Here is an 11,748-nt window from a genome sequence, read left to right as displayed (position 1 = left end):
CTGCTGGTGATCGGCTCGTGCCTGATGTGGATCGGCAAGCCCGGCGACCCCGGCATCATCCCCCCGCTGCTGCTCGCTTACGGGATCGCCAGCGTCGGCGCCGAATTCGCCACCGTCTTCAACAACGCGATGATGCCGACGCTGGTGCCGCCGCACCGGATCGGGCGGCTGTCCGGCACCGGCTGGGCCACCGGCTATGCCGGCGGCATCCTCAGCCTGATTCTGGTGCTCGGCTTCCTCGCCGCCGATCCGGAAAGCGGCCGCACGCTGTTCGGATTGACGCCGCTGTTCGGGCTCGATCCGGCCACGCATCAGGGCGACCGCATCACCGGCCCGCTCACCGGCCTCTGGTTCGTCCTCTTCGTGCTGCCGATGTTTTGGCTGACGCCGGATTATCCCGCAAAACTTCCGGTGCGCCAGGCGATGCGCGAAGGCCTGACCGTGCTGAAGCAAACGCTCGGCGAACTGCCGAGGCAAAAATCGATGGCGGTCTTCCTGCTCGCCAACATGATCTACACCGACGGGCTGGTGTCGCTGTTCGCGTTCGGCGGCATCTACGCCGCCGGCAGCTTTGGCTGGCAGACGATCCAGATCGGCAGCTTTGGAATTATCCTCGCCATTGCCGGGACGTTCGGAGCGTGGCTCGGCGGCAAGCTCGATGACAAACTGGGGCCGAAACGGGTGATATCAGCCAGCATGCTGCTCCTGCTGCTCGCCATCATCGCGATCCTGCTGGTCGACAGGGATTCGATCCTGTTCGTCAAGGTCGCACCGCCCGCGCCGGGCGGCGCCTTGTTTTCCGGCGCGGCGGAGCGTGCCTATCTCCTGCTCGGCTGTCTGATCGGTGCCGCCGGGGGGCCGCTGCAGGCCGCCTCGCGCACGCTGCTCATTCGCCTCGCGCCAAAGGATCGCATCGCGCAATATTTCGGCTTGTTCGCGCTGACCGGAAAGGTCACCTCGTTCATCGGCCCGCTGCTGATCGGCACGATCACCGCCGCCACCGCAAGCCAGAAGGCGGGGATGGCGGTGCTGGTGCTGTTTTTCGTCGCCGGACTGGCGTTGCTGGCTAGGGTGCGGGAGGCGTGAGTGTCGTCCGGGCGACTCTCTCCCCGTCGTCCCGGCGAACGCCGGGACCCATAACCACAGGTCGTGGGTGGTGAGAAGCAACTGGCCCCAGCGCAAAAAAGATAAATCACGCGGTATGGGTCCCGGCGTTCGCCGGGACGACCGCAATCAATGCCTGAAATGCCGGACGCCGGTGAACACCATGGCGATGCCGTGGTCGTCGGCGGCCTTGATGATCTCGGGATCGCGGATCGATCCGCCCGGCTGGATCACGGCGGTCGCACCAGCCTCGATCGCGACCAGCAGTCCGTCGGCAAAGGGAATAAATGCGTCGGAGGCCACCACGGAGCCTTTGGTCATCGGCGCGGCCAGCTTCAGTTGATCCGCGGCATCCTGCGCCTTGCGCGCCGCGATGCGCGCGGCATCGACCCGGCTCATCTGCCCGGCGCCGATGCCAACGGTCGCAAGGTCCCTGGCGTAGACGATGGTGTTCGACTTGACGTGTTTGGCGACGCGGAAAGCGAATTTGAGATCACGCAGTTCGGCCTCGGTGGGTGCGCGCCTGGTCGCAACCTTCAGCGTCATGTCGTCGACCACGGCGTTGTCGCGGCCCTGCACCAGCAAACCACCTGCGACGGTCTTGGCGGTAAGGCCCGCCGCGCGCGGATCGGGCAACGAGCCCGCGAGCAAAAGCCGCAAATTCTTCCTTGCGGCGATGAGGGCGATGGCCTCCTCGGTTGCATCCGGCGCGATAATCACCTCGGTGAAGATTTCAATGATGGCGCGCGCGGCATCCGCGTCGAGCGCGCGGTTGACCGCAACAATGCCGCCGGAGGCGGAGGTCGAATCGCAGGCCAGCGCCTTGCGGTAGGCGCTGACGAGATCGGCGCCTTCGGCGACGCCGCAGGGATTGGCGTGCTTGACGATGACGCAAGCGGCGGTGCGCCTGGCATCGAACTCCGCGACACATTCGTAAGCGGCGTCGGTATCGTTGATGTTATTGTAGGACAGTTCCTTGCCCTGCAGTTGCCGCATCGTCGTCACGCCCGGCCGCCTGTCCGGCGTCGAATAGAACGCCGCCATCTGGTGCGGGTTCTCGCCATAGCGCAGCGACTGGATCAGCCGGCCGCCGAAGGCGCGGTAGTCCGGCGCGTCGGTCTTGAGCTCGACGGCAAACCAGTTCGAGATCGCCGCGTCGTAGGCCGCGGTGCGGGCATAGGCCTTGGCGGCGAGGCGGCGGCGGAGTGCCAGCGTGGTCGCGCCCTTGTTGGCGGCGAGTTCGTCGAGCACGGCCTTATAGTCCTGCGGCTCGACGACGACGGCGACATCGTCATGATTCTTCGCAGCCGCCCGGATCATCGCCGGGCCGCCGATATCGATATTCTCGATGCATTCCTCGAAGCCGGCGCCCCTGTCGACCGTCGCTTCGAACGGGTAGAGATTGACCACCAGCAGATCGATCGGCGCGATGCCGTGCGATTTCATGGCATCGGCATGTTCCCTGTTGTCGCGGATCGCGAGCAGGCCGCCATGCACCCTGGGATGCAGGGTCTTGACCCGTCCATCCATCATTTCGGGGAAGCCGGTGAGCTCGGAGACGTCTTTCACTTGCAGCCCCGCGGCGGCGATCGCTTTCGCGGTGCCGCCGGTGGAGACGAGTTCGACGCCATGGCCGGCCAGCGCGCGCGCAAGTTCGATCAGGCCGGTCTTGTCGGAAACGGACAGCAAGGCGCGGGTCACGCGGCGCGGATGGTCGGTCATGTCTCGGTCCCAGATGACAGGCCGCCGGGTAGCACGATTTGATACGGCATGAAACCGCGGCCGCCGCCGGCCGCTTCGAATTTGCAGGGGATATTGTCGCGCGAATCTCGCGGGGCCTTCGTTCTAGGCGGCCTTTGCCCTGATCGTCGGGATGCGACTGACATCCTCGGTCTGTTCGGCATGCCAGGTATCGTAAGCGCCCTGCATCCGGGTCCAGATCCCCGGGCCGTCGCCAAAAAGCTTGCCGAGGCGTACCGCGATGGTCGCCGACACCGGCTTTCTTTCCCGCAGGATGTCGTAGAGGTGCTGGCGCGAAATTCCGAGCAATCCGGCGATTTCCGCCTTGGTCCGGCCGGTGGCCGGAATGATGTCATCGCGAAGCAGCGCGCCGGGGTGAGTAGGGCAACGGCTCTTGCCGCGCCTGGCTGCATAGACCATGTCAGTTCCTCTAATGGTATTGCTCGAAATCGACGCGGCAGGCGTCGCCATCCTCGAATTCGAACGTGATGCACCACGGTCCGTTGACATGGACCGAATAGCGCTTCGGATTGAACCCATGCAAAGCATGAAAATCGAAGCCCGGGATGTTCATCTCCTCAGCACGGACAGCAACGTCGAGACGGTCGAGCCTCGCGAAAATGCGCTTATGCATTTTCGCATCGATCTTCGAACTCCGGCCCTCCGTCCACAGCTCCGAAAGGGCTTTGCTTTTGAAGGTCCGGATCTCGTGAGAGAACGTAAGCTAATCGCTTACATTTGTCAAGCAATGAACCTTGGGCCGTCGGCTCTCAGCGACTCGCTTACAGCGGCAGCTCCGGCTCGCTGCGGGCGTTGCGCCGCGACGTCGTGGCCGAAGGAGAAGCCGCCGAGCGCACAAAGCTCCAGCGGATCGACGCGGCGTGCCGCAGATCCTGCCGGATCACGATCTGGGCGGTGCGTCGGGGCCCGTCATTGCCGGCCAGAAACACGCTGTCCTCGAGGCCGACCTTGTCGTCGAGCGCCTCGAAGGTCCAGACGTCGCGGTTGGGCAGCACCAGCATCACGCCGCGGGCGTCGCTGAGACGGCTGGCCTTCACCAGCGGATGCAGATGAAACCGCAGCGCAAAGTCGGTCTCGTTGCCCTTGATTCGCGCGCCGGGTGCCGTCGCCACGGTGTCTTCGCCGTCCAGTCGCGCGCCGTCATGGCTGGCCATCAGCACCCGGCGGTGCACGACGCCGAACCGGGCGAGGTAGCCGTCATGCGAGGCGGTCAGGAGTTCGCCATTCGTCACCATCTCGCGATAGATTTCGACATGGTCCGGGCCGTCGATGATCGGCGCACCCTGCAACAGCCGCTTCATCGCCGACAGCTCGACGAACTGGCATGACGAGGTGCCGTGATAGGTCAGGGTCGAATGCGCCGCTGTACTGCGCGCGAAGGGCCGCCAATTGTCGCGGCCGGTCGCGGGCATCCCGCAATTGATGACGATCCGGCTTGGCCCGGAGGACAGCTCGAACGACAGGCAGCCGGCATGGGCATCCTGGCTCACGCCCGGCGGCGGCGGCGGGCCGGTGTCGATGATCACGGTCATCGCGCCGGCATCGAGCCGCTGGAAACCGGTATGCGGCATGTTCGTGGTCGGTACGCCGTGGGTGTCGTCATAGGCGAGCAGGGTGGCGACCAGGTCGGATGGCGCGCTGCTCATGCCGTTGAACAGGGCAAAGCTGCCATCGCCGTGGCGGAAGAAGCGCAGCATCGGCATCATGCGGTCGATCGCGTTCAACAGCGCCGCCGGCGGCGGAATATTGCGGGCGGCGAAAGTCTGCCGCAACGGCAACAGGTCGCTGAGCAATTCCAGCAGCGCGCCGGGATTGCGCGAGATATGCCCGCCGTCGGGAAGGATCTGGCGCTGCAATTCATCGGCAAGCCGTCGCGTCGCGGAGCGGATGTGCCCCGCCTGATTCGCCAGGCACAGCGAGGCGTAGCAGAGCGCGATCAAGATCTGCAGGCGCGGCACGCCGTCGGCGATATCGAGCATCGCGTAGCGCATATAGCGAATCTCGCGGGTCAGCGCCCGGAGGTATTTTCGATAGAATTTGCCGTCGGTATCGCCGAGCACCAGCGGCGCCTGCGACAACAGCGAGATCACGCGGCGTGCCAGCACATCGGCGCGGCGTTCCAGCGGCCGCTTGCGCGTCGGATTTGAAATCCAGTCGTCGATCAGCGAACGGGCATTGGCGCGGGTCAGCGCGGTATCGGCCGCGCGCAGGTGCCGCAGCCAGCCGAAGCCGAGCAGCGCCGCCTCCCAATCCTCCGACGGCGGCTCGAGATCGAAGATGGACCGGCCGTGGCAGGTCACGATCTTGCCGGCGAACACGAAGCGGCCGGCATAGATTTCCGCGGCGCGGGTGGCATCGGCGGTGCGCAAATCGTGCGGGGCGATGATCAGACGATCGGTCCGGCCCGGCCACAGCCACGACAGTGCCACCGTGCCGCCGCCGGCACGCGCCACCAGGTTCCGCGCAAAGCGGCCTGCGATCAGCGTCGAGATTTGTCTGCGTTGAGCGACCGACACGCCTGTCCTTGATGGGAGGAGGATCCTTCGGCGAATCCTTATTAATCCGGAAACGCCGCCAAGACACCCTCTTGAAAGCGCGCGAATCAGCCGCCGGCCGCGAAATTCGGCTTCAAAATCAGGATTTAACCAGCCGCGCCGCGTAAAATCCGTCGAGCCCGCCGAGCCTTGGGTCGGCGTGCGGCAGGTGGCAGGGCAGGGTGCGCAAATCGCCGTCGGCGGTGATGATTTCGGCAAGGCCCGCGACCTCGCTCGCCTCGACCGGGGCGCGGCGCAGGTTCGGTTCGGCGGCAAGCAGCGCCGCGATCTGCTGCTCGCCCTCCTCCGGTTCCAGCGAACAGGTGCAATAGACCAGCGTCCCGCCCGGTCGGAGCAGCGTGACCGCCTTTTGCAGCAATCGTTGCTGCAGCGCCGCCAGCGCGGCGATCTCGGTTTCCTGCCGCAGCCAGGCGACGTCTGGGTGCCGCCGGATGGTGCCGGTCGAGGTGCAGGGCGCGTCGACGAGGACACCGTCGAAACCTGCGCCGCCGCCCGGCCATTCCGTGGCGTCGGTCACCACGCTCTCCGCCTGAAGCCCCAGCCGTGCGAGATTGTCGCGCAGCCGCATCATGCGCGCCGGCGAACGGTCGACCGCGGTGACGCGGGCGCCTGCGTGCGCAAGCTGCGCGGTCTTGCCGCCGGGCGCGGCGCAGAGGTCGGCGATGGTCTTGCCCTTGACCTCGCCGAACAACCGCGCCGGCAACGCGGCGGCGGCATCCTGCACCCACCATTGGCCTTCGGAAAATCCCGGCAGCATGGTCACGGAACCCTGCAGCAGCGTACGCACGGTCCCGCTCGGCAGCACCTCGCCGTGCAGGCGGGTCGCCCATTGCGGCGCGTCGGACTTGACGGTGAGATCGAGCGACGGCTCGTGGCCGATCGCGAGCGCCATCTCCCTGGCGGTGGCCTCGCCATAATGGGCGATCCAGCGCTTCGAAAGCCACGGCGGAATATCCAGCGACTGCGATTTGACCTCGTCGATCAGCGGCTGCCCCTCGCGCGCGCAGCGGCGCAGCACCGCATTGACGAGCCCGGCATATTTCGAGGCCCGCCGGTCCGATTGCACCAGCCGCACCGACAGATCGACGGCGGCATGGTCCGGCACATCCATCCAGAGAATCTGCGCAGCTCCGATCAGCAGCGCGCTTTGCGCGCGCGGCGCGTCGGTCGGGACGCCGCGATCGAGCAGCCGTGACAGGAGATGGCCGAGCGTGCCGAGCCGCCGCAGGATGGTCGACACCAGCCGCCGCATCAGCGCGCGGTCGCGATCGGCAAGTGCCTTCAGTCCGGGATGCGCGCCGGGGCCATCGAGCTGGTCGTCGAGGGTGCGCTGCTTGTGCAGCACGCCGTCGAGAATATCGGCTGCGATCCGCCGCGCCGCGAGACCGGGCACTTCGGCTGGAACTGCGAATCTTGAAGGAGGCATGGAGCGAAAGGTTCTCGAAAGGTGCTGAACAGGGTTTCGGCGCATGCCATCGCAATGCAGGACATATGTGGCATGTGAATATGCCAAATGTAAGTATCGCCCCGATGATTGCACGATTGTGATGTCCGCCGGACGCAAAGTCGTGAGATGGCTGCGGTATCCCTCGGAAAGTTTGCGATGACCGACGATCCCTCCCCGCCTCCTGCTCCGGCACGCAAGCCGCTGTCGCCGGCAGCGCAGCGCGCGCTCGCCGAAGCCGAGGCGCGCCGGAAGGCCGCCGAGGCAAGCGCCAGCCCGGCGCAGAAGCAGAAGGAGTTGCAGGGCCCGAAGGGCCCTGAGCCGACGCGCTATGGCGACTGGGAGCGCAAGGGCATCGCTTCGGATTTCTAAGGCTGCGGGAGCTTGCCGGCGACCCCGACTCAGCCCTAGAATAGGAATATGTACCCACATGAGAGAATAAATACTTATCGGGCGCCGTTTCGAGGCCGCTGGGGCTGGCGTTTCCCGGCGGCCTTGCCCTGGGTGTTCGTTCTCGGCGTGGCGGCGGGGGCGATGCTGCCGGTAAGGCATTGGGTCCACTGGCCGACTTCGCATCCGGCGACGGACAGCCCGGCGGCGCGGGACAGCGACATGATCTGGCGGCGCGCCGGAAAGCCCGACCTGCGGCATCCCGTCGATGTCATCAGAACGATCGACGGCGATACGTTCGAGGCGCGGGTGCACCTGTGGCCCGGCCTCGACATCACGACGCGGGTTCGCCTGCGCGGCATCGACGCGCCGGAGTTGAAGGCGTCCTGTCCCGCGGAATTGCAGATGGCCGAGACCGCGAGCGATGCCTTGCGCGGCCTGCTCTCTGAAGGCGATGTTGCGATCTTCAATATCGGTCCGGACAAATATAGCGGACGTGTCGTTGCCGATGTCGCGACCCGGCGGACCGAAAGCGTTTCGGCGGCGCTGCTCGCGGCCGGCCACGCGCGAAGCTATCATGGCGGCCGCCGCGGCGGCTGGTGCGCGAACGCCGGAGGGTAACCCCGTCGCAAAAAAAAGCCGCGCAGATGCGCGGCTTCCCGTCGTTCAAAATTCGCGTCCAGCGATCAGCGCGTCACGACCACGGTGGTGCCGACCGACACGCGCTGATAGAGATCGGAGATGTCATCGTTGAGCATCCGGATGCAGCCATAGGATACGAAGCCGCCGACCGAGCCCGGCATGTTGGTGCCGTGGATGGCGTATTCGCCGCCGGCCAGCGTCATTGCCGCGACGCCCATCGGGTTGCGGGGCGAGCCGCCGGGAATGATATCCGGCATCGACGGCTTGTCGCGCTTCACCTCGCTCGGCGGCGACCAGGCCGGGTTGAGATACTTGCCGTCGATCCGGGTCGTGCCGGCCCACTGCTTGCCGGACCTGCCGACGCCGACGGGATAGCGGACCGCCCGGCCCTGTTCGACCACGAGATAGAGCCGTCGCTCATTGGTCTTCACCACAATCGTGCCCGGTGAATAGTCGCCGTGGAAACCGACAATATCCGGGGCCGCCTCGGCCGCCGTCGACACGCCTATCCCAAAGGCGGCGGCCAGCGCCACCGCAATCCTCATCGACATCAATCTCTCCAGCTTCCCAGCCGCCCCTTTCGGAGCTGTCAAATGCCCGCGTAAACCCTGCAAAACCGGTGGTTTACGGTCCCTGCCCACGCATTTTAACCGCGCGCATTAACCAGGCGGTTTCCAGAGTCGGGCCGCGACTCATCTCAGCGGCGGGAACAGAGAAAATGTTCGAACCAAAGTAAATGCCCGGAAAACAACACTCGTCAGGAAACGTGCGCGGGACGCTGCCGAAGCGCTGAAGATGTCGTGAAGCGCTGTCATCCGGGCGGGCGGCAGGCAGCCCCGCCCAAGCCCCGCGGCGGGCGCCGCGGGCTGCCATGCCTGAGATCGCTGCCGGGAGCTAGACCGCGGCGTCCTTCTTGTTCTGCCGGTGCTGCACCAGATCGTCGACCACCGCGGGATCGGCCAGCGTCGAGGTGTCGCCGAGGCTCGACGGTTCGTCCTCGGCGATCTTGCGCAGGATACGGCGCATGATCTTGCCGGATCGCGTCTTGGGCAGGCCGGGCGCGAACTGGATCAGGTCGGGGGAAGCGATCGGGCCGATGTCCTTGCGCACCCACGCCACCAGCTCCTTGCGCAGCGCCTCGCTCGGCTCCTTGCCCGCCATCAGCGTGACATAGGCATAGATGCCCTGGCCCTTGATGTCGTGGGGATAGCCGACCACGGCCGCTTCCGACACGGCCTCATGCGCCACCAGCGAACTCTCGACCTCGGCGGTGCCCATGCGGTGGCCGGAGACGTTGATGACGTCGTCGACCCGCCCGGTGATCCAGTAATAGCCGTCGGCGTCGCGGCGGCAGCCGTCGCCGGTGAAGTATTTTCCCTTGTAGGTGGTGAAATAGGTCTGCTCGAAGCGGGCGTGGTCGCCATAGACCGTGCGCATCTGGCCCGGCCAGGATCTGGCGATGCACAGATTGCCGGTGCATTCGCCTTCCAGCACCGTGCCATCGGCGTCGACGATTTCGGGGACCACGCCGAAGAACGGCCGCGTCGCCGAGCCCGGCTTGAGTTTGGTGGCGCCCGGCAGCGGCGTGATCAGGATGCCGCCGGTCTCGGTCTGCCACCAGGTGTCGACGATCGGGCAGCGCTGGTCGCCGACCACGCGATAATACCATTCCCACGCTTCCGGATTGATCGGCTCGCCGACGCTGCCGAGCAGCCGCAGCGACGTGCGCGAGGTCTTCTTCACCGGCGCGTCGCCACCCTGCATCAGCGCGCGGATCGCGGTCGGCGCGGTATAGAAGATGTTGACCTTGTGCTTGTCGACCACGTTCCAGAACCGCGAATTGTCGGGATAATTCGGCACGCCTTCGAACATCAGGGTGGTGGCGCCGTTGGCCAGCGGCCCATAGAGAATATAGCTGTGGCCGGTGACCCAGCCGACGTCGGCGGTGCACCAGTAGATGTCACCGTCGTGATAGTCGAACACGTATTGATGCGTCATCGCGGCGAACACCAGATAGCCGCCCGAGGTGTGCAGCACGCCTTTCGGCTGGCCGGTCGAACCCGAGGTGTAGAGGATGAACAGCGGATCCTCCGCGTGCATGTGCTCGCACGGACATTCCGTCGTCACCATCTTCGCGGCGTCGTGATACCAGAAGTCGCGGCTGGGATTCATGTCGACGGCGGCGCCGGTGCGCTTGACCACGACCACCCAGTCGACGCCGCCGCTCTTGGCGATCGCCGCATCGACATTGGCTTTCAGGGGCACTTTCCTGCCGCCGCGCAGCCCCTCGTCGGCGGTGATGACCACCTTGGACTGGCAGTCGGTGATGCGCTGGGCGAGACTGTCCGGCGAGAAGCCGGCGAACACCACCGAATGAATCGCGCCGATCCGCGCGCAGGCCAGCATCGCATAGGCGGCCTCCGGGATCATCGGCAGATAGATCGTGACGCGGTCGCCCTTTTTGACGTTGCGGGTGCGCAGGATGTTGGCCATCTTGCACACCTCGTCATGCAACTGGCGATAGGTGATGTGCTTCGATTGCGAGGGATCGTCGCCCTCCCAGATGATGGCGGTCTGGTCGCCGCGCCTGGCGAGATGCCGGTCGATGCAGTTCCAGGCGACGTTCAGCTCGCCGTCCTCGAACCATTTGATCGAGATGTTGCCGGGGGCAAAGGAGGCGTTCTCGACCTTGGTGAAGGGCTTGATCCAGTCGACGCGCCTCGCCTGTTCGCCCCAGAATCCGTTGGGGTCGCGGACCGAGCGCGCATACATCTCGCGGTATTTGGCGTCATCGACGAAGGCCCGCTTGGCCCATTCCGCGGATACGTCATAGATTTTCTCGGACATCGTCCCCTCCACTCGCTGCGGAACCGCGTACACGGCCCGCAAGCCGTCCTGATTGTTGCCGCGATTATGCGTCGCCCGACCGCGCCCGGACAAGCGCAAGCACCTTGGACCTTGGTCGGTTCCGTCGACCGGGTCCCTTGTCGGCCCGGCCCGCCCGGCCCCCTTTCTCCTGACCCGCCGATCACGAAGGCGTTTTGACGCATCTCAAAATCAACGTTATCGGGCGAATGGGAGCCATGAACGGTATCTGGAAACCATCAAGCTTCGATTCCGGACTCGCAAAGGACTCGGTTACCCCCTAAATGGCCACCCCGGAGGCGGTATGGCCCTTCCGGAACCGCGCCCAAGAGACGGCATTAGCCGATAACAGCGGAGCAAGGCGTCGATAGTCATGATGGATCAGCAGAATTATGAGGCTCCGCGGCCCGTTTCCGCCGATCCGGCCGTTGCCCTGGCGGAAGCTTTGGGTCAATTGCCCAAGGGCCGCCCCGCCGCAAAGCCAAATATCGCCGCCAGGACCTCCGTCGAATCTCTCGCCAGCGAACACGGCCTGACGCTCGGCGATCAGAACGAACTGACGATCCGCCGGATCAAGCGCGGCAAAGCCTATTCATTTGTTCGCGCCAATGGCACGTCGATCCGCCATGCCGGTACCATCCGGCGCCTGAACGCGATGGCGGTGCCGCCGGCCTATCAGGAAGTCCGCTACTCGCCCGACCCGAATTCGCATTTGCAGGCGGTCGGCCGCGATGCCGCGGGCCGGCTGCAATACCGCTATCACGCCGACTGGGAGAAGGTCCGTGAGCACCGCAAGGCGCATCGCCTGGCGAAACTGGTCGCGGCGCTGCCAAAGATCCGGCGTAACGTTTCGATGCATCTGTCGGGCGACCAGCCTACCCGCGAATTCGCGCTTTCGACGGTGATCGAACTGATCGCGCGCACCGCGATCCGTCCCGGCAACGAATCCTATGCCCGCCTCAACGGCACCCGCGGCGCCACCACGCT

General features: G+C 65.6%; 10 protein-coding genes and 1 pseudogene. 4 read left to right on the top strand and 7 right to left on the bottom strand.

The features are described from left to right. On the top strand, positions 1-1,086 hold a 1,086-nt coding region (locus WCE35_RS18865; RefSeq protein ID WP_424594842.1), incomplete at its 5' end, for an MFS transporter. Positions 1,087-1,233: 147 nt separating this feature from the next. Here the strand turns inward: WCE35_RS18865 and purH are convergent. From purH to WCE35_RS18840, 5 genes are all read right to left on the bottom strand, one after another. Continuing rightward, entirely contained in the window at positions 1,234-2,826 is a 1,593-nt protein-coding gene (gene purH, locus WCE35_RS18860; RefSeq protein ID WP_424594841.1) for a bifunctional phosphoribosylaminoimidazolecarboxamide formyltransferase/IMP cyclohydrolase, read from the bottom strand. 123 nt (positions 2,827-2,949) lie between these two features. Continuing rightward, positions 2,950-3,264, bottom strand: a complete 315-nt coding sequence (locus tag WCE35_RS18855; protein WP_424594840.1) for a HigA family addiction module antitoxin — start codon at positions 3,262-3,264, stop codon at positions 2,950-2,952. Between the two features lie 10 nt (positions 3,265-3,274). Continuing rightward, positions 3,275-3,550, bottom strand: coding sequence for a type II toxin-antitoxin system RelE/ParE family toxin (locus WCE35_RS18850; RefSeq protein WP_424594843.1), 276 nt, complete (start codon positions 3,548-3,550; stop codon positions 3,275-3,277). Positions 3,551-3,626: 76 nt separating this feature from the next. Beyond that, positions 3,627-5,381 carry a heparinase II/III family protein gene (locus WCE35_RS18845; protein WP_424594839.1) on the bottom strand — a complete coding sequence of 585 codons (1,755 nt, stop codon included), beginning with the start codon at positions 5,379-5,381 and terminating at the stop codon, positions 3,627-3,629. 118 nt (positions 5,382-5,499) lie between these two features. Continuing rightward, complete coding sequence (locus WCE35_RS18840; RefSeq protein ID WP_424594838.1) at positions 5,500-6,846, bottom strand: RsmB/NOP family class I SAM-dependent RNA methyltransferase; 1,347 nt, start codon at positions 6,844-6,846, stop codon at positions 5,500-5,502. Between the two features lie 177 nt (positions 6,847-7,023). On the opposite strand from WCE35_RS18840, the gene WCE35_RS18835 reads away from it, so the two are divergent. Continuing rightward, complete coding sequence (locus WCE35_RS18835; protein ID WP_424594837.1) at positions 7,024-7,236, top strand: DUF1674 domain-containing protein; 213 nt, start codon at positions 7,024-7,026, stop codon at positions 7,234-7,236. Between the two features lie 48 nt (positions 7,237-7,284). Further along, on the top strand, positions 7,285-7,875 hold the full coding sequence (locus tag WCE35_RS18830) for a thermonuclease family protein (RefSeq protein ID WP_424594836.1): 591 nt from the start codon (positions 7,285-7,287) through the stop codon (positions 7,873-7,875). 65 nt (positions 7,876-7,940) lie between these two features. On the opposite strand, the gene WCE35_RS18825 is transcribed toward WCE35_RS18830, so the two are convergent. Beyond that, positions 7,941-8,447 carry a L,D-transpeptidase gene (locus tag WCE35_RS18825; protein ID WP_424594835.1) on the bottom strand — a complete coding sequence of 169 codons (507 nt, stop codon included), beginning with the start codon at positions 8,445-8,447 and terminating at the stop codon, positions 7,941-7,943. Positions 8,448-8,790: 343 nt separating this feature from the next. Further along, positions 8,791-10,743 (bottom strand): acetate--CoA ligase, encoded by a 1,953-nt coding sequence (gene acs / locus WCE35_RS18820; protein ID WP_424594834.1) that lies wholly within the window; start codon positions 10,741-10,743, stop codon positions 8,791-8,793. Positions 10,744-11,134: 391 nt separating this feature from the next. Here acs and WCE35_RS18815 point away from each other — a divergent pair. After that, positions 11,135-11,748: pseudogene (locus tag WCE35_RS18815) on the top strand (DNA topoisomerase IB); the annotation flags it as partial.

The organism is Bradyrhizobium sp. (assembly GCF_049691595.1).
Taxonomy (GTDB): domain Bacteria; phylum Pseudomonadota; class Alphaproteobacteria; order Rhizobiales; family Xanthobacteraceae; genus Bradyrhizobium.
Note: the sequence above shows the minus strand (reverse complement) of the source record. Positions and strands in the feature narration are given on the sequence as shown.

Bases quoted from the DNA above. Each gene is read 5' to 3' on its own strand.
- WCE35_RS18855 (WP_424594840.1), bottom strand. From the start codon at position 3,264: ATGGTCTATGCAGCCAGGCGCGGCAAGAGCCGTTGCCCTACTCACCCC.
- purH (WP_424594841.1), bottom strand. From the start codon at position 2,826: ATGACCGACCATCCGCGCCGCGTGACCCGCGCCTTGCTGTCCGTTTCC.
- WCE35_RS18840 (WP_424594838.1), bottom strand. From the start codon at position 6,846: ATGCCTCCTTCAAGATTCGCAGTTCCAGCCGAAGTGCCCGGTCTCGCG.
- WCE35_RS18830 (WP_424594836.1), top strand. From the start codon at position 7,285: ATGTACCCACATGAGAGAATAAATACTTATCGGGCGCCGTTTCGAGGC.
- acs (WP_424594834.1), bottom strand. From the start codon at position 10,743: ATGTCCGAGAAAATCTATGACGTATCCGCGGAATGGGCCAAGCGGGCC.
- WCE35_RS18835 (WP_424594837.1), top strand. From the start codon at position 7,024: ATGACCGACGATCCCTCCCCGCCTCCTGCTCCGGCACGCAAGCCGCTG.
- WCE35_RS18825 (WP_424594835.1), bottom strand. From the start codon at position 8,447: ATGTCGATGAGGATTGCGGTGGCGCTGGCCGCCGCCTTTGGGATAGGC.